Below are 16,793 nucleotides of genomic sequence, written 5' to 3' on the forward strand. Positions count from 1 at the left end.
GCTAATATTCAAAATATATTAAAAACAACTAAATACCGATAACTCTTATCAAGAGTGGTGGAGGGACTGGCCCGATGAAACCCGGCAACCGCGGAATTTATTTCCGAAGTGGTGCTAATTCCAGCAGACGAACGTCTGCAAGATGAGAGCAAATGGTTTTGTGTACTGAAAGTGCGCGCGTTTGCTCTAAAACGTGCGCACTTTTTTTATGTTTAGGAGGGACAGTAGTGATTCGTTTACAGGATGTAGGAAAGATTTATCGCTCGAAGCGCGGCGAAGTCGAAGCTGTCGCAAACGTCGATCTCACGATTGAGCGCGGCGGAATTTTCGGAATAATTGGTTATTCCGGTGCAGGGAAGTCAACCTTGATTCGCCTGCTGAACATGTTAGAAGCACCGACAAGCGGTTCGATTCAAATTGACGGTGTCGAGATGACGACGTTACGACCGAAAGAATTACGCGGCGTCCGGAAAAATGTCTCGATGGTCTTTCAGCACTTCAACTTGCTTTGGTCACGAACGGTCGAAGAAAACATTATGTTCCCGCTCGAACTCGGCGGATATCCGAAAGCACGCCGGAAAGAACGGGTCTCCGAGCTGATTCAACTCGTTGGACTCGACGGTCGCGAAGGCGCTTATCCGTCACAACTATCCGGTGGACAAAAACAACGCGTCGGGATTGCCCGCGCACTGGCATCAAACCCGGACGTCTTATTATGTGACGAGGCGACAAGCGCCCTTGATCCGAAAACGACGGACTCGATCTTAGAGTTACTCGTCGACATCAATAAAAAACTAAAACTGACGATCGTCTTGATCACACACGAGATGCACGTCATTCAAAAAATCTGTCACCGGGTCGCCGTCATGGAGGCCGGAAAAATCGTCGAACAGGGTCTTGTTTCAGAAGTCTTCCGGCATCCGAAACAAGCGATGACAAAAGAATTCGTCAAACAACTGACGTCGTCTACAGAAAACGAGTTGACGTTCGCGAAACTTCGTGAGCGCTATCCGACAGGGAAAATCGTCCAGCTGACATTCGTCGGTTCGACAGCAGAAAGTCCGATCCTCGCAGAAGTCATGAAAGATTCGACCTTATTATTTAATATCATTGGCGGGAACGTCGGACAGACGCAAGACGGTGCACTCGGAACGTTGTTCATCCAACTGATTGGTGCGGCACATGAAACACAAGCGGTCATCGCGAAGCTTCAAGCGAGTGACGTGGAAGTGGAGGTGGATCACCGATGAGTACATTTTTTAACGACCTTGATTGGGAAATGGTCTGGACGGCGACTGGCAGTACCGTCTATATGACAGTTGTTGCCGGAATCGCGACATTTGTTCTCGGACTGGTCATCGGTCTGTTGTTATACGCGACGAATGAAGACTTGTTGTTTAAGAACCGGGCAGTGTATTCCGTGCTCAGCTTTTTAGTCAATGTCTTCCGCTCAATTCCGTTTATCATTTTGTTGATTTTATTAATTCCGATTACACTCATCATCGTCGGGTCGTTCTTAGGGCCGACAGCAGCACTTCCGGCACTGATTCTTGGGGCGGCACCGTTTTACGGGCGGATGGTCGAACTCGCACTCCGTGAAGTCGACAAAGGTGTCATCGAAGCAGCGGAATCAATGGGAGCGACGAAGTTCCAAATCATCTATAAAGTGTTGATTCCGGAAGCTCTTCCGGCAATCGTCTCGGGTATCACCGTTACGCTCGTCGCGCTCGTCGGTTACACGGCAATGGCCGGGGCAATCGGTGGTGGAGGACTCGGGGATATGGCATATATCGAAGGATTCCAGCGTTCTCAAAACGATGTCATCGCTATCGCGACATTGTTGATTCTCGTCATCGTCTTCATCATTCAAATTATTGGTGACCTGCTCGTAAAAGCCATCGATAAACGATAATACTATTTTAGTTAACTTGGGAGGAATTATTCATGAAACTTTGGAAAAAATTCGTAGGTACAGCAGCCGTATCCGTCTTAGCCGTCAGCCTTGCAGCATGCGGAGAGGAATCGTCAGGAGACGACGCGAAGACACTTGTCATCGGTGCTTCAAACGTTCCCCATGCTGAAATCCTAGAGCACGTTCAAAAAGAGTATGAAGCAAAAGGCTACAAACTCGAAATCAAAAAGTTCCAAGATTATGTGTTGCCGAACAAGGCACTCGCTGCAAAAGAAATCGATGCGAACTATTTCCAACACGTTCCGTACCTTGAGCAACAGGAAAAAGAGAACAAATCTTATAAATTTGAAAATGCAGGCGGCGTCCACGTTGAACCGCTCGGCGTTTACTCAAAAAAATATAAGTCGCTCGACGAGTTACCGAAAGGTGCAACGATCTTGACGAGCTCAAACGTCGCGGAGCGTGGACGTGTCTTGACGTTCCTCCAAAACGAAGGCTTAATTAAGTTGAAAGACGGTAAGACGACAGATGCTCAGCTTAGCGATATCGCGGAAAACCCGAAGAACATTGAGTTCAAAACGAATATCGAAGCGTCACTCTTGCCGCAAGCGTACAAAAACAATGAAGGCGATGCTGTCCTCATCAACACGAACTACGCGATTGATAACGGTTTGAACCCGTTAGAAGACACGATTGCCCTTGAAGATGAGTCTTCACCATACGTCAACATCATCGTCACGCGTGAAGGTGATGAAAAAGACGAGCGTGTGACGGCATTGCTCGATATCTTACACGAGAAAAAGACACAGGATTGGATTACGAAAGAATATAAAGGGGCCGTCGTTCCGGTCAGCAAATAATTCACTCGAATGATGCATTCTTCCTATATAATGGAAGGATGCATTATTTTTTTAGTTGAAGGGGGATTCTAGGTGCACCGTTTACGACAGTTACATCCGCTGACGATCGGCGTCCTGCTCGGAACATTTTTCTCACGGCTCGGGACGTTCATCACGATGCCATTCTTTGCGATTTATTTATCGACGGTGCTGAAGTTCAGCCCGGTCGATGTCGGCTGGGTCCTCAGTATTTCAGCCGTCTCGAGTCTTGTCATGAGTTTCATCGGCGGGACCTTGTCTGACCGTTACGGGCGCCGGACGATGATGCTGACCGGAACACTCGGCTTCGTTTTCGTCTTCATCGCCTTGGCACAGGTCGAGACGTTTTGGGCGTTCTTTACCTTGAGTGCCTTGAACGGCGTGTTTCGCTCCATCTTCGAACCATCCGCCCGCGCCCTGATCAGTGACACGACGGATGAAAAAAATCGACTGTTCGTCTTCAACATCCGTTACGCCATGATCAATGTCGCGGCTGCGATCGGGCCGGGGATTGCGTTATTGCTCAGTGCCGGCAATACAGCGATTACCTTCTATATAACAGCCTTTGTTTATCTCGCGTACGGGATTGCGATTTTTATCCTGTTTCAGCGGTATCCGATCACAGAGAGTCACGGCGGGAAAAAAGTTTCGTTCGGCGCAACGGTTCAACTGTTGAAAACGGACGTCGCTTTCACGTTTGCCCTCGCCGGTATCATTTTCGGGATTCTCGGCTACAGTCAGTTCAACTCGACGTTGCCGCAATTTTTGACGACGACGACGTTACTGTCCGGTGGGACTAGTTTGTTTGCTTTATTGATCACGATTAATGCCGTGACCGTATTAATCGTCCAGTACCCGATCATGAAGTTCGGGATGAAGACGTCGCCGCTCGTCTCGATTACGGTCGGGATTGCGACCGTCGCGTTCGGTTTATTCGTCATGGGGAATGCCGGAACGGTCTGGTTGATGATCGGTGCGATGTTCATCTTCACGTGCGGGGAAGTGATGATGTTCACGATGACGGATATTTTGACCGATAGTTTTGCGAAACCGGAATTACGGGGCAGTTATTTCGGAGCGATGGGCTTAACATCGATTGGTCAGTCAATCGGACCGGTCATCGGCGGACAATTACTTTTTTATTTTGGCGCCGATCGTCCGTTGCCGATTTTTGGTTGCTTAGCCCTCTTGACATTACTCGGAATACCACTGCTCTTACTGTCACAGCGGGTTCACAGACGAACGAAGGTGGAAGAAGAGAAAGAAGTCGTATCACTTTAAAGTCATTCTCACTAAAAGGCTTCATTTTGAGAAAAAACCATGAGCGATGACGCTTGAATAATGTGGTATGATTCATTAAGATTAGAATGATACTAAATTAGTAACTCTCGTGAACTGAATCGTCAGACACGAAATGAATAGATGGAGGGATTCTACATGAAGGCTTCACACTTGAAGATTGAAGATCTACACGTCGCAATCGACGGCAAAGAAATCTTGAAAGGCGTTAACTTAGAAATCAAAGGCGGCGAAATCCACGCGGTCATGGGACCAAACGGGACAGGTAAATCAACACTCGCGTCTGCATTGATGGGTCACCCAACGTATGAAGTAACATCTGGATCAGTCACACTCGACGGAGAAGATGTTCTTGAGATGGAAGTTAACGAACGTGCGCAAGCAGGAATGTTCCTCGCCATGCAATACCCAAGCGAAATCAGTGGTGTTACAAACTCTGACTTCCTTCGTTCAGCAATCAACTCACGTCGTGAAGAAGGCGATGAAATTTCACTCATGAAGTTCATCCGTCAACTTGACGCGCAAATGGGACTTCTTGAAATGCCAGGCGAAATGGCACACCGTTACCTCAACGAAGGTTTCTCAGGCGGAGAGAAAAAACGGAACGAAATTCTTCAAATGACGATGCTGAAACCAGCAATCGCAATCCTCGACGAAATCGATTCAGGTCTTGATATCGATGCACTTAAAGTCGTTGCAAAAGGTGTTAACGAAATGCGTTCACCTGAGTTCGGTTGCCTCATCATCACGCACTATCAGCGTCTCTTGAACTACATCGAGCCTGATTTCATCCACATCATGATGGGTGGAAAAATCGTCATGTCTGGCGGAAAAGAACTTGCACACCGTCTTGAAGCAGAAGGATATGACTGGGTTAAAAAAGAACTCGGCATCGAAGAAGTCGAAATCGAAACAAAAGCGTAAGACGAGGGAGGAAGCATGATGACTGTAGAACTGAATCTTGCCGTAAATCGCGAGGCAGTGGCAGAACGTGCGACTCGCTTAGGGGAGCCCGCTTGGATGATTTCTAAGCGCCAAGATGCACTTGATCTTGCCCCAACGCTCGCATTGCCAAAAGTAGAAAAAATTAAAATCGGTGGCTGGAACTTCACAGAAGGCACAGCAGATCTTGAGACAGCAACAGGTCTCACGCCGGATATCGAAACATTAATCGGTGAAAACCGTGACCATATGTTGATCACGCGTAACGGACAACTTGTCCATGCGCAAAACAGTGAAGCAACGAACGGTGTCATCTTCACAACGCTTGAGGATGCGATGAAGCATCATCCGGAACTCGTTGAGAAGTATTTCATGACAGAAGGCGTCAACGTCAATGAAGACCGTCTCGCAGCACTCAACGCAGCGCTCATGAACGGCGGAACATTCTTGTACGTACCTAAAGGCGTTAAGCTGACGGTACCGATGCAAGCGATTTATACGCTCGAACAAGCAGGCGGCGCACTTTACCACCACGCAATCATCGTTGCCGATCAAGACAGCGAATTGACGTATATCGAAAGCTTCGTCTCTTACGGTGAAGAAGCACATAACGTCAACGTCGTGACGGAAGTGTTCGTCGAAGCGAACGCAAAAGTTCTTTTCGGAGGCGTTGATACGCTTGCGAAAGGTGCTGTCACGTATATGAACCGCCGTGGTGTCGTCAAACAAGGCGCGAAGCTCGAATGGGCACTCGGTCACATGAATGACGGACATACGATCACAGAAACGAAAACGCATCTCGTCGGGAACGATTCGTTCTCAGATACGAAAGCCGTTACTGTCGGTCGTGGCGATCAAAAACAAAACTTCAACGTCCGGACAGATCATTTCGGTAAAGGATCGGAAGGATTCATCTTGATTCACGGTGTTCAAAAAGATTCGGCGACGTCGATCTTCAACGGAACGTCAATGATTCACCATGGTGCGTCGAAATCAAACGGAGTCCAAACGGAACGTGTGCTCATGTTGTCTGAAAAGGCACGTGGTGACGCGAACCCGATCCTCTTGATCGATGAAGATGATGTCATGGCAGGACACGCGGCATCTGTCGGCCGTGTCGACGAACTTCAACTTTACTACTTGATGAGCCGTGGGTTGTCACGTAAAGAAGCAGAACGCCTTGTCGTTCACGGTTTCTTACAACCTGTCGTCTCTGAGCTTGCGATTGACTCCGTCAAGGAACGTCTCGTTCAAGTGATTGAAGGGAAAGTAAACTAATATGGGAATCGATGCATCCATCCGCAATCAGTTTCCGATTCTTGACCAACAGGTTAATGACCGGAAACTCGTCTATTTAGATAGTGCGGCTTCGTCACAAAAGCCGCTCGTCGTCATCGAAGCGATCGACAACTACTACAAGACGGTTCATTCGAATGTGCACCGTGGCGTCCATACGCTCGGAACACGAGCGACGGATGCGTACGAAGGTGCGCGTGAGAACGTACGTCGTTTCATCAAGGCGCAACACCATGAAGAAATTATCTTTACCCGTGGGACGACGACGGCGATTAATATCGTCGCGTCCAGTTACGGAATGGAGCATGTGCAAGAAGGCGACGAGATCGTCGTCACCTATCTTGAGCACCATGCGAATCTCATTCCGTGGCAACAAGTCGCGAAAAAGAAAAAAGCAAAATTGAAATATGTTGATTTGACAGCTGATGGTCGCGTGACGATTGAAGCCGTCAAAGCACAAATTTCCGATCGGACGAAAGTCGTTGCGATGGCACATGTCTCGAACGTCCTCGGTACGATCAATCCAATCAAAGAAGTGGCGCAACTCGCGCATGCCGTCGGTGCCGTCATGGTCGTCGATGCAGCGCAAAGTGCACCGCATCAAAAAATTGACGTCGTCGATCTCGACTGTGATTTCCTGGCGTTCTCTGCCCATAAAATGTGTGGACCAACAGGAATCGGCGTCTTATATGGTAAAAAAGCATTACTGAATGCGATGGAACCGGTCGAATTCGGAGGCGAGATGATTGATTACGTCGGACTTGAAGAATCGACGTTCAAACCATCACCGTACCGTTTTGAAGCCGGTACACCCATCATTGCGGGGGCAGTCGGTCTGTCGGCAGCGATTGATTTTCTAGAAGAAATCGGTCTAGAGAACATCGAAGCCCATGAACGCGAACTCGCCCGGTATGCGATGGCACAGATGCGTGAAATCGATGGATTAACGATTTATGGTCCAGAAGAACGTGTCGGTCTCGTCACATTCAATCTCGGCGATGTCCATGCACATGATGTCGCGACGGTACTCGACATGCAAGGCGTCGCAGTCCGCGCCGGTCATCACTGTGCACAACCACTGATGCGTTGGCTCGGTGCCAGTTCAACGGCACGAGCAAGCTTCTACTTGTATAACACGCAAGAAGAAGTCGATGCCTTAGTGACAGGACTTCGTCAAACGAAGGAGTATTTCAGTCATGGATTTTAACAATCTCGATCACTTGTACCGTCAAGTGATCATGGATCATTATAAAACTCCTCGTAATCGCGGTGCGATCGAGGGAGGCGTGACGATCGATATGAACAACCCGACGTGTGGAGACACGATTCGTTTACAGCTCGCGATCGAAGACGATATCGTCCAAGATGCGAAGTTTGACGGCGAAGGGTGTTCCATCAGTATGGCGTCCGCGTCGATGATGACACAGATCGTCAAAGGAAAAACGGTCGAAGAAGCATTACAACTCGCAGAAATCTTTTCTGAGATGGTTCAAGGGAAAGACTATGATGATGAGAAGTTTGATCTTGGGGACGCAGAAGCACTTTCCGGTGTGACAAAATTCCCAGCACGTATCAAGTGTGCGACACTTGCTTGGAAAGCGCTCGAACGTGGCGTGGAAGAAGGCAAGTAACTTCGGTCAGTAAGTAAGAGGAGGAAATGAACATGGCTAAGAACATGCCTGAAATTGGCGATTATAAATATGGTTTCCACGATCGCGATATCTCGATCTTCCGTTCTGGACGTGGCTTGACGACAGAAGTCGTCGAAACGATCTCGAAAATGAAAGAAGAACCACAATGGATGCTCGACTTCCGTTTGAAATCGCTTAAGATTTTCAACGAACAAGCGATGCCAGCTTGGGGTGGCGATTTATCAGATCTTCGTTTTGACGACATCACGTATTACGTGAAACCGTCGGAACGTGCTGAAAAATCATGGGATGAAGTACCGGAAGAAATCAAACGTACGTTTGACAAACTCGGTATCCCGGAAGCAGAACAAAAGTACTTGGCAGGTGTTTCGGCACAGTACGAATCAGAAGTCGTTTACCACAACATGAAGAGTGAACTTGAAGATCAAGGGATCGTCTTCAAAGATACAGATACAGCACTCAAAGAGAACGAAGACTTGTTCCGTGAGTACTTCGGTAAATTGATTCCGCCGACAGATAACAAATTCGCTGCCCTTAACACAGCGGTTTGGTCGGGTGGATCGTTCATTTATGTACCAAAAGGCGTCAAGATGGATACGCCGCTTCAAGCCTACTTCCGCATCAACTCGGAAAACATGGGTCAATTTGAGCGGACGCTCATCATCGTTGACGAAGAAGCATCTGTGCACTACGTCGAAGGATGTACGGCACCGGTCTACACAACGAACTCGCTTCACTCGGCGGTCGTTGAGATCTTCATCAACAAAAACGCGTATTGCCGTTACACGACGATCCAAAACTGGGCAAACAACGTCTACAACCTCGTGACGAAACGTGCGATCTGTGAAGCCGGCGCGACGATGGAATGGGTCGATGGTAACATCGGTTCGAAATTGACGATGAAATACCCAGCCGTCATCTTAAAAGGTGAAGGATCACGTGGGATGACATTATCAATTGCCATCGCGGGTAAAGGGCAACACCAGGATGCGGGTGCGAAAATGATCCACCTTGCGCCAAACACGTCGTCAACGATCGTCTCGAAATCGATTTCTAAACACGGTGGGAAAGTTACGTATCGCGGAATCGTCCACTTCGGCCGTAAAGCGACCGGAGCGCGTTCGAACATCGAATGTGACACACTCATCATGGATAACCAATCGACGTCGGATACGATTCCGTACAATGAAATCCTCAACGATAACATCTCGCTTGAACACGAAGCGAAAGTATCGAAAGTCTCGGAAGAACAATTGTTCTACCTCATGAGCCGTGGGATTTCACAAGAAGAAGCAACAGAAATGATCGTCATGGGCTTCATCGAGCCATTCACAAAAGAATTGCCGATGGAATATGCGGTCGAAATGAACCGTCTCATCAAGTTCGAGATGGAAGGTTCAATCGGATAATCTAACTCCGAAAAAGAATTTTACACTCCTCACGCGCTTTATCCGTTTTCCTTTAGGAATCGGGTGAGGCGCGTGATTTCGTTTAGATTAAAATCTGCTCTCGTACTTTTTTAGGCGAAGCCGGATTAGACAAGAATAAGCTTCTTCCTTTTCTGTTGCTTTCCTCGGGCGAGGGGCAAGCCGTTGCCCCTTGACCTATCGGGCAATGAGCAGGGTCTTGCCTGCCTCTGACAGCGCAAGTTGCCTTGCGCTTTTTCCCGTAGGAGTCAACGAAAAAGAGAAGCTTTGTTTAGGTTGTGCCGCAGAGTAAGGCGAGTCGAGACATGGAAGCGCGACGCGGCAGTATGGTGATGTCGGCTCTTCAATCTTCATAAGACAGCATTTGTCTCCAGTAGCTGACTTTAACGAAAGTCAGATTGGTTGCTAAAGCGATTACCGCTGAACGCTTTTTCCAGTAGGAGTCACGAGAATCAACGTGTTTTCAAGATGTGATTCGAGAAGGGAAAGCGTGTCGGATAACACGAACTATCCGTCTGGCATACGGTCTTATTTTACTGGGGTATTGTTGATTGTTCTTTCCGACAACGGGTAGAGAGTAAGAAACAGTTCTCTCGAAAGGAAGGATGACCGATGCGACCGATTGTCTACTCATTTCAAGCATCGCTTGACGGCTATCTCGAAGATGGGCAAGGCTTACTCCCCTTTACACCTGACAAGGAACTCCATCGTTACTTCAATGACTACGAAAAACAGTTTGATACACATTTCTATGGACGGAAATTATATGAAATGATGCATCCGTTTTGGTCGAACGTAAGCGATACGGAAGAAGTCGCAGAAATTCGTGACTATGCACTGATTTGGACAGGAATCGAGAAGATTGTCTTCTCCCGGACATTGACGCAGGTCGATGGGCATGCCCGGCTTGCAACAGGGACGATTGAAGAAGAAGTCGAACGTTTACGGGGGATGCCCGGCAAACGGATATCCGTCGGTGGCGCAAATCTTGCTGCACAATTCATGCAACGTGACTTGATTGATGAATACCATGTTGTCGTCTATCCTGTCCTGCTCGGAGGCGGAAAACGGATGTTTGGACGACTCGACCAATCACTTGCTTTACGGCTTGTCGAACAACGGCACTTTGCTTCTTCCGGCTGTGTTGTCCTTCGATACGAACGAACACGCTGACGACAATCTTCGAGAAGAAGTTTTCGATTTAGCTGTGATATGATAAGAAAATAGACAGTGCAAAAAAGCCTGCGTCAAAAAAAGCGATAGGTCTTTTTTGTCGTAAGGAGGGATAAGCGGATGATTTATGTCGGCGTGACCGGTTGGGGGGATCATGATAGCCTCTATCCGACACCGCAAGACCGAAAAGAAAAACTGGCTGCCTACGCGGGACATTTTCCGGCAGTCGAAATCGATTCGACGTTTTATGCGATTCAACCGGAACGAAACTATCAAAAATGGGTCGCAGAAACACCGGACGCCTTTCGCTTCATCGTCAAAGTACACCGGGCGATGAGCGGGCATGACCGGGACAATAAAGATCCACTCGGTCCGATTTTCGAACAATATATTGCGTCAATTGAGCCGATGCGAAAGAGCGGGAAGATTGCGGCGATCCTCGTCCAACTGCCACCTTGGTTCGACGTTAGTAAAGTTCACCTTGAATACTTGCAAACTGTTCGTAAATCGCTTGCGGGACTCCCGGTTGCGATCGAATTCAGAAATCCGTCCTGGTACTCCGACGAATATCGGGAACGGACACTTCGTTTTTTAGCAGAGCATCAGTTCATTCATACGATTTGTGATGAGCCGCAGACGGAAGACGGTTCCGTCCCGTTTGTTCCTGTCGTCACGCAAGAAACAGCGTTCGTCCGCTTGCATGGTCGGAACAAAAACGGCTGGCTGAAAAAGCCGGGGCAAAGCAGTGACGACTGGCGGAAGGTCCGTTGTTTATACCGGTACTCGGAAGAAGAATTACAAGAATTAGCAGAACATGTCCGGACGCTTGCAGGACAAGCGAAAGACGTGTATGTTTTCTTTAATAACAATTCAGCAGGCGATGCCGCGCCGAATGCGAAACGTCTGATTGAGATCCTTAATCTCGATTATGAACTCGCTCCCCGGCAAATCTCGTTGTTTTAATTTTAGAGGAGGCTTTGAGCGTGAAGTTACACGTCATCCATTATAATGATCTTCATTCACACTTTGATATGTGGCCTCGCTATATGTCGTTCATCAAGGAACACCGGACGTACGACTCCCTTGTCTTTGATTTAGGGGATCATGCAGACCGTGTCGCACCGGCGACGGAAGCGACGCAAGGAAAAATCAATACCCATCTCTTAAATGAGTTAGCACCGACTGCCGTGACGATCGGAAACAATGAAGGAATCACGTTTCCCCATGACTGGCTTGCGGCACTCTATACAGAAGCGACGTTCCCTGTACTCGTCTCGAATATGACAGCACCGTTCGCGAAGTCTGGCATGATTCAGGAACTTCCGACCGGTAACGTCGGAGTCTTTGGTCTGACGGCTCCTTACTATGAATTGTATGAGTTGCTCGGGTGGACAATCGAAGACCCGTTCGAAGCAGCAGCGCGTGAAATCGAGTCGCTTCGCGGACAGGTCGACGTCCTGATTTGTTTGAGTCATCTTGGGTTTTATCAGGATGAGGAACTGGCAGAACGGTTCCCGGAGCTTGATTTAATCATCGGAGCCCATACGCATCATGTCTTAGACGATGGTGTCGTCAAGAATGGTGTCTTGATTGCCCAAGCCGGTAAGCACGGTCAATACGCAGGTGAGATTTATCTCAACACGGATACTGGTGAAAAAGAAGCCGTCTTGCACCCGCTCCACGACTATGCGGCGGATGAAGCGAGTTCCGGATTACTCGACCGTGAACAATATGCGGCTGAAAAAGTGATGAAACAACCGATTGGCAGGACATCAGGTCTAGCGAATGACTGGTTTAGTCCGTCACCGTTCTCCCAACTGTTAGCAGACACGATGCAGGACTGGTGTAAAGCCGATATCGCTTGTGTCCCGGCTGGTATGTTGCTCGGTTCGCTCTCTCCGGGTCCCGTCTCTTCCTTCGACCTGCACCGGTTATGTCCGCATCCCATCAATCCGTGTAACGTCACGATGACAGGACGGCAACTGATGACGTTCATGGAAGAAGTCGAAACGAATCAGTTTGAACAGTTAAAAGTCCGTGGACTCGGTTTTCGCGGGAAATTGATGGGGAAAATGCATTACGCAGGACGTGACTCCGTTTTAGCCACACTGGACGAGTCGGCGCACTACACGGTCGCGATGCCAGACATGTTTACGTTTGGACCTCTCTTCCCAGCAATCAAAGACATGCCGAAACAGTATTTCATGCCGGAGCTTTTACGAGATTTGCTATTTAACCGGCTATCGGAGAAGTCAGAATTCACTGAATTGCATGCCCCTAAACGATAATTGTTTGGTATACTGAAACAGAAAATAAATGACTTTTTTGGGGGATGAAGGGGGAAGTGTATTTATGGCTAGAGGAGAGATTCAACGGAAACCAGAATGGCTAAAAATCAAGTTGAATACGAACGAGACCTACACAGAGCTTAAGAGTATGATGCGAGAAAAAAAGCTACATACTGTCTGTGAGGAAGCGAAGTGTCCGAACATCCATGAGTGTTGGGCCGTTCGCCGGACAGCGACGTTTATGATTCTTGGGAGTATCTGTACACGGGCATGCCGTTTTTGTGCTGTGACGACAGGACGTCCGAATGAACTCGATTTAGAAGAGCCGACACGTGTCGCAGAATCGGTTCGTCTGATGAACTTGAAACATGCAGTCATCACGGCAGTAGCACGTGACGACCTGAATGACTTCGGGGCAGGAGTTTACGCCGAAACGGTCCGTGAAGTACGACGGATGAACCCGGAGACATCGATTGAAGTCTTGCCATCTGATATGGGTGGAAACTTTGATGCGCTCCAAACCTTGATTGAAGCGAAACCGGACATCATGAACCATAACATCGAGACGGTTCGACGCTTGACACCGACGGTCCGTGCAAAAGCAACGTATGACCGGACACTCGAATTCCTTCGCCGTTCAAAAGAGCTTGCTCCCGAAATCCCGACGAAATCAAGTTTGATGTTAGGACTTGGTGAAACGTGGGAAGAGATTTTACAGACGATGGATGATCTTCGTGCGAACGACGTCGATATCATGACAATCGGTCAGTATCTTCAACCGACGAAAAAACACCTGGATGTCATCAAATACTATACACCACAAGAATTTGCTGAACTAAAACAAATTGCGCTTGGCAAAGGCTTCTCACACTGTGAAGCCGGTCCACTCGTCCGCTCTTCTTATCATGCGGATGAACAAGTCAACGCAGCGAAAAAGAATAAAGCTGCTTTACCAATCGATTGAGTAAATGAAACCGTCTCAGTAGCCGACTGGGACGGTTTTTCGTCTGCGCGGAGATTCGTTTTCAGAAATGAATATGCTATGATAATAGAAGCAGGGGGTGGAAAAATGATACAAGTCAATCGCGAACGATATGAAATCGTCGAAGAAAAGCGTGAAGGTTTCAATGAGGAAGCTTTCATCGGACGATTCAGTGATGTCCTCGAAAAATATGATTACATCGTCGGAGATTGGGGGCACGGTCAACTTCGACTACGTGGCTTCTATAATGACGATCACATCAAGGCGACGTTTGATACGAAGATTTCGCATGTTGCGGATTATTTATATGAATACTGTAATTTCGGCTGTGCTTATTTCATCGTCAAGCGGATGGAGCCGGTAGAAGGAGAAGAAGCACCACCTCGCTTCGACGGATCTTCGGCCAATACGTTGAAGCTTAAACGTAAATTTTCTCCGACTGAAGAAGCACAGTAATCAAAAAGACATATTTAAAAACGTTTCTGATGGGCTGATTTCGGCTATTACTATAAGTATCACGTACCTATAGGGGGAACCATCCATGAGAATCGTCGGGATTTATAAAACTGTGCCAGAAATCGTTAGTGCTGTTCATGATTTGCGTGTCGCCGGAGTCATTTCAACGGACTTAAAAGTCGTTGCCCATGACCGCTATGACTTAGATCAAATCGAAGACATGGCAGATTTGCATAATCACCAGACGTCAACGAAGCTGTCGCAAGAAGAGCATATGAACCTATGGCATGAGATCAAAGGGATCTTCAAAAAGAAAGAAGCTGCTTCGACGACGCATACAGATGTGTTGCAAGCGAGTGGCTTAAGTAAAGAAGATGTCGACCGTGCAAACAAAGCAGTCGAAGACCATCAATTCGTCTTGCTCGTCGGGGACGAGGCAGATCAGCATTCAGAGCGTAAAGCTCATGATGATTCAGACAATACGAATGTGTTCAGTGGACCGAATACACTGAATGAACGCAATGATCGTCTCATCTAAAATGCTTAAAAAGCAGCTCCATCCTTCACGGATGGAGCTGCTTTTTTTCATGTGAGACCAATGTATTCACTTAAATACCGTTCGAGTTCATCAGCTGCGTCTTCCTTGAGGTCGAAGGCATGAGCGATATAACCCGGTTCGTCAAAATCATCGGCACCGATGATTGCGAAGCGGTTCGAGAGTAAATTCAGCACTAAAATCTTTCCGAAAAAATGTTCCGAGTGCGTGATTGCTAAATCGAACCGGCTCGTTTCACCAATCCAGCAAATAAACCGTGTTTTCGTTTGTTCGACATCATCATATAAAAAATCGCGTTCTTCCATCATGACGTGTAAAGTCCCTCATTTCCTAGTCTCTTTTCAGATTAAAGGGTTTGGGGAACATTTTGCAAGTACGGTTTGCGCGACAGACTGTGTTCCGCGATGACTTTACGGATGGTCCGTGTTTTTGAGCGCATGACGAGCGACGTCGTCTCTACGATATCGTCCGTGATGAACTTGACCCCGTCGAGCATTTCACCGGTCGTGACACCTGTCGCCGCGAAGATACAATCGTCGCTCTTGATTAAGTCGTCGAGCGTCAACAATTGTAACGGATCAGCAAGTCCCATCCGAATGACACGGGCTGTCTCTTCGTCATCCATCGGGTGTAAGCGTGCCTGCATGTCGCCACCCATTGCTTTGACAGCAGCAGCGGTAATGACGCCTTCCGGTGCACCGCCCGTTCCGATGAAGATGTCGATGCCTGTTGCCGGTGAAAGGGGGGCGATTCCGGCAGAAACATCGCCGTCCTCGAATAACCGGACGCGGGCGCCCATCCGCATAGCGGCTTCACGGAAGTGGTCGTGACGGGGGCGGTCTTGCATGATGACCGTCACGTCTTCAATCCGTTTATTGTTCAGTTCAGCTGCCTTTTCAATGATGACTTCGAGTGGATCGTCGAGCGAGACATGTCCTTTTAAGTTCGGACCAACCGTTAATTTATCCATGTACATATCAGGAGCATGCAAGAGTGCGCCTTGGTCTGCGACAGCGATGACGACCATGGCGTTACCGAGTCCTTTTGCGACGATGTTCGTGCCTTCGAGCGGATCGACTGCGATGTCGACGATCGGACCATTTGTCGTGCCGAGTTGTTCGCCGATGAACAGCATCGGTGCTTCATCGAGTTCACCTTCTCCGATGACGACTGTTCCTGTCATATTGACCGTATTCAAGACTTCACGCATCGCTGTCGTTGCGGCATCATCTGCCTCGTTCTTTTTCCCACGACCAATCCATTTTGCAGATGCGAGGGCAGCAGCCTCTGTTGCGCGGACGATTTCTAATGCAAGTTCCCGTTCCATGTATAAATAACCTCCAAGTCACTTAATGTGACATACTATTTTGGGTAAAAATCTAAATTGAGGATAACACATTGAGGAATGTGATGCAAATGGCGTTTCTACTTTTCATGGACCGCCGATAGGTCTAAAATGGAAGATGTAAGGGGGAATGCTAGATGTATTTCGTGAATCGGGAAAAGATTGAACAAACGGTGATTTGTTTCGAGACAGCGCTTCGTCAAAGCAAAGAGTTAACGGGGGATGCGGTGACGACAGCTTTAGCGCTGGAACGGATCGGGTTTTTAGTCATCGAAAGTATCATTGATATCGGAAATAGTATGATTGATGGTTTCATCATGCGTGATCCGGGAAGTTATGAAGATATCGTATTGATTTTAGAAGACGAGCGGGTGATTGACGCAGAACTCGCGACGAGCTTAAAACGAATCGTCGCACTGCGGACACCGATCGTCCGTGAGTTTACGAAGTCGAGTACAGCAGAAGTCCGGACGGTCTTGAGCGAAGAAGAAATAGAGCTTCGTCGATTTCCGTCCGCGGTCCGTCAATACTTAGAGACAGAACTCGGACCCGTCTCGGCATTTTTACCAAACGAGGAGTGAGTCAGG

The 16,793-nt window shown here is 48.1% G+C and carries 18 protein-coding genes and 1 riboswitch; of the genes, 16 read left to right on the plus strand and 2 right to left on the minus strand.

The window, feature by feature from the left end; genetic code table 11:
- Positions 1 to 42 precede the first annotated feature (42 nt).
- A riboswitch (SAM riboswitch) is annotated at positions 43 to 149 on the plus strand.
- Positions 150 to 227: 78 nt separating this feature from the next.
- The 15 genes from KNQ02_RS01485 to KNQ02_RS01555 all read left to right on the plus strand — a co-directional run bounded on the left by KNQ02_RS01485 (position 228) and on the right by KNQ02_RS01555 (position 14,843).
- A complete protein-coding gene (locus tag KNQ02_RS01485; protein ID WP_214768805.1) occupies positions 228 to 1,250 on the plus strand; it encodes a methionine ABC transporter ATP-binding protein in 1,023 nt (340 codons plus the stop codon).
- Positions 1,247 to 1,912, plus strand: coding sequence for a methionine ABC transporter permease (locus KNQ02_RS01490; protein WP_214768804.1), 666 nt, complete (start codon positions 1,247 to 1,249; stop codon positions 1,910 to 1,912). The genes KNQ02_RS01485 and KNQ02_RS01490 overlap by 4 nt, the downstream gene beginning before the upstream one ends.
- A 32-nt stretch (positions 1,913 to 1,944) precedes the next feature.
- Positions 1,945 to 2,772, plus strand: a complete 828-nt coding sequence (locus tag KNQ02_RS01495; protein WP_214768803.1) for a MetQ/NlpA family ABC transporter substrate-binding protein — start codon at positions 1,945 to 1,947, stop codon at positions 2,770 to 2,772.
- 72 nt (positions 2,773 to 2,844) lie between these two features.
- Entirely contained in the window at positions 2,845 to 4,071 is a 1,227-nt protein-coding gene (locus KNQ02_RS01500; protein WP_214768802.1) for an MDR family MFS transporter, read from the plus strand.
- 156 nt (positions 4,072 to 4,227) lie between these two features.
- The gene (sufC, locus tag KNQ02_RS01505; protein WP_012371204.1) at positions 4,228 to 5,013 is read left to right on the plus strand and encodes a Fe-S cluster assembly ATPase SufC; all 786 of its coding nucleotides are present in this window, start codon (positions 4,228 to 4,230) and stop codon (positions 5,011 to 5,013) included.
- Between the two features lie 18 nt (positions 5,014 to 5,031).
- Complete coding sequence (gene sufD / locus KNQ02_RS01510; protein WP_088837698.1) at positions 5,032 to 6,309, plus strand: Fe-S cluster assembly protein SufD; 1,278 nt, start codon at positions 5,032 to 5,034, stop codon at positions 6,307 to 6,309.
- A gap of 1 nt (position 6,310) precedes the next feature.
- Positions 6,311 to 7,534 (plus strand): cysteine desulfurase, encoded by a 1,224-nt coding sequence (locus KNQ02_RS01515; RefSeq protein WP_029331277.1) that lies wholly within the window; start codon positions 6,311 to 6,313, stop codon positions 7,532 to 7,534.
- Complete coding sequence (gene sufU / locus KNQ02_RS01520; RefSeq protein WP_029331275.1) at positions 7,524 to 7,958, plus strand: Fe-S cluster assembly sulfur transfer protein SufU; 435 nt, start codon at positions 7,524 to 7,526, stop codon at positions 7,956 to 7,958. The genes KNQ02_RS01515 and sufU overlap by 11 nt, the downstream gene beginning before the upstream one ends.
- 32 nt (positions 7,959 to 7,990) lie before the next feature.
- Positions 7,991 to 9,388: a Fe-S cluster assembly protein SufB gene (sufB, locus tag KNQ02_RS01525; protein WP_028105809.1), complete on the plus strand. Its 1,398-nt coding sequence runs from the start codon at positions 7,991 to 7,993 to the stop codon at positions 9,386 to 9,388.
- A gap of 630 nt (positions 9,389 to 10,018) precedes the next feature.
- Positions 10,019 to 10,579: a dihydrofolate reductase family protein gene (locus KNQ02_RS01530; protein ID WP_214768801.1), complete on the plus strand. Its 561-nt coding sequence runs from the start codon at positions 10,019 to 10,021 to the stop codon at positions 10,577 to 10,579.
- A gap of 120 nt (positions 10,580 to 10,699) precedes the next feature.
- Positions 10,700 to 11,542 (plus strand): DUF72 domain-containing protein, encoded by an 843-nt coding sequence (locus KNQ02_RS01535; protein WP_214768799.1) that lies wholly within the window; start codon positions 10,700 to 10,702, stop codon positions 11,540 to 11,542.
- Between the two features lie 20 nt (positions 11,543 to 11,562).
- On the plus strand, positions 11,563 to 12,867 hold the full coding sequence (locus KNQ02_RS01540) for a bifunctional metallophosphatase/5'-nucleotidase (protein WP_214768797.1): 1,305 nt from the start codon (positions 11,563 to 11,565) through the stop codon (positions 12,865 to 12,867).
- A 64-nt stretch (positions 12,868 to 12,931) separates the two neighbouring features.
- Positions 12,932 to 13,831 carry a lipoyl synthase gene (gene lipA, locus KNQ02_RS01545; protein ID WP_088837694.1) on the plus strand — a complete coding sequence of 300 codons (900 nt, stop codon included), beginning with the start codon at positions 12,932 to 12,934 and terminating at the stop codon, positions 13,829 to 13,831.
- Between the two features lie 105 nt (positions 13,832 to 13,936).
- Positions 13,937 to 14,305: a YutD family protein gene (locus tag KNQ02_RS01550; protein WP_029331264.1), complete on the plus strand. Its 369-nt coding sequence runs from the start codon at positions 13,937 to 13,939 to the stop codon at positions 14,303 to 14,305.
- Positions 14,306 to 14,390: 85 nt separating this feature from the next.
- Positions 14,391 to 14,843 carry a general stress protein gene (locus tag KNQ02_RS01555; protein ID WP_214768795.1) on the plus strand — a complete coding sequence of 151 codons (453 nt, stop codon included), beginning with the start codon at positions 14,391 to 14,393 and terminating at the stop codon, positions 14,841 to 14,843.
- A 47-nt stretch (positions 14,844 to 14,890) separates the two neighbouring features.
- On the opposite strand, the gene KNQ02_RS01560 is transcribed toward KNQ02_RS01555, so the two are convergent.
- Positions 14,891 to 15,169 carry a DUF3055 domain-containing protein gene (locus tag KNQ02_RS01560; RefSeq protein WP_214768793.1) on the minus strand — a complete coding sequence of 93 codons (279 nt, stop codon included), beginning with the start codon at positions 15,167 to 15,169 and terminating at the stop codon, positions 14,891 to 14,893.
- 38 nt (positions 15,170 to 15,207) lie between these two features.
- Positions 15,208 to 16,188 carry a class II fructose-bisphosphatase gene (gene glpX / locus KNQ02_RS01565; protein WP_088837690.1) on the minus strand — a complete coding sequence of 327 codons (981 nt, stop codon included), beginning with the start codon at positions 16,186 to 16,188 and terminating at the stop codon, positions 15,208 to 15,210.
- A 155-nt stretch (positions 16,189 to 16,343) separates the two neighbouring features.
- Between glpX and KNQ02_RS01570 the strand changes: the two genes are divergently transcribed.
- Positions 16,344 to 16,787 carry a DUF86 domain-containing protein gene (locus tag KNQ02_RS01570; protein WP_088837689.1) on the plus strand — a complete coding sequence of 148 codons (444 nt, stop codon included), beginning with the start codon at positions 16,344 to 16,346 and terminating at the stop codon, positions 16,785 to 16,787.
- The last annotated feature ends 6 nt before the right edge of the window (positions 16,788 to 16,793 follow it).

The organism is Exiguobacterium sp. s102 (assembly GCF_018618635.1).
Taxonomy (GTDB): domain Bacteria; phylum Bacillota; class Bacilli; order Exiguobacteriales; family Exiguobacteriaceae; genus Exiguobacterium_A; species Exiguobacterium_A oxidotolerans.

Coding starts and splice junctions, on each gene's coding strand:
- KNQ02_RS01490 (WP_214768804.1), top strand. CDS start 1,247: ATGAGTACATTTTTTAACGACCTTGATTGGGAAATGGTCTGGACGGCG.
- KNQ02_RS01495 (WP_214768803.1), top strand. CDS start 1,945: ATGAAACTTTGGAAAAAATTCGTAGGTACAGCAGCCGTATCCGTCTTA.
- sufC (WP_012371204.1), top strand. CDS start 4,228: ATGAAGGCTTCACACTTGAAGATTGAAGATCTACACGTCGCAATCGAC.
- sufD (WP_088837698.1), top strand. CDS start 5,032: ATGACTGTAGAACTGAATCTTGCCGTAAATCGCGAGGCAGTGGCAGAA.
- KNQ02_RS01515 (WP_029331277.1), top strand. CDS start 6,311: ATGGGAATCGATGCATCCATCCGCAATCAGTTTCCGATTCTTGACCAA.
- sufU (WP_029331275.1), top strand. CDS start 7,524: ATGGATTTTAACAATCTCGATCACTTGTACCGTCAAGTGATCATGGAT.
- sufB (WP_028105809.1), top strand. CDS start 7,991: ATGGCTAAGAACATGCCTGAAATTGGCGATTATAAATATGGTTTCCAC.
- KNQ02_RS01530 (WP_214768801.1), top strand. CDS start 10,019: ATGCGACCGATTGTCTACTCATTTCAAGCATCGCTTGACGGCTATCTC.
- KNQ02_RS01535 (WP_214768799.1), top strand. CDS start 10,700: ATGATTTATGTCGGCGTGACCGGTTGGGGGGATCATGATAGCCTCTAT.
- lipA (WP_088837694.1), top strand. CDS start 12,932: ATGGCTAGAGGAGAGATTCAACGGAAACCAGAATGGCTAAAAATCAAG.
- KNQ02_RS01550 (WP_029331264.1), top strand. CDS start 13,937: ATGATACAAGTCAATCGCGAACGATATGAAATCGTCGAAGAAAAGCGT.
- KNQ02_RS01555 (WP_214768795.1), top strand. CDS start 14,391: ATGAGAATCGTCGGGATTTATAAAACTGTGCCAGAAATCGTTAGTGCT.
- KNQ02_RS01560 (WP_214768793.1), bottom strand. CDS start 15,169: ATGATGGAAGAACGCGATTTTTTATATGATGATGTCGAACAAACGAAA.
- glpX (WP_088837690.1), bottom strand. CDS start 16,188: ATGGAACGGGAACTTGCATTAGAAATCGTCCGCGCAACAGAGGCTGCT.
- KNQ02_RS01570 (WP_088837689.1), top strand. CDS start 16,344: ATGTATTTCGTGAATCGGGAAAAGATTGAACAAACGGTGATTTGTTTC.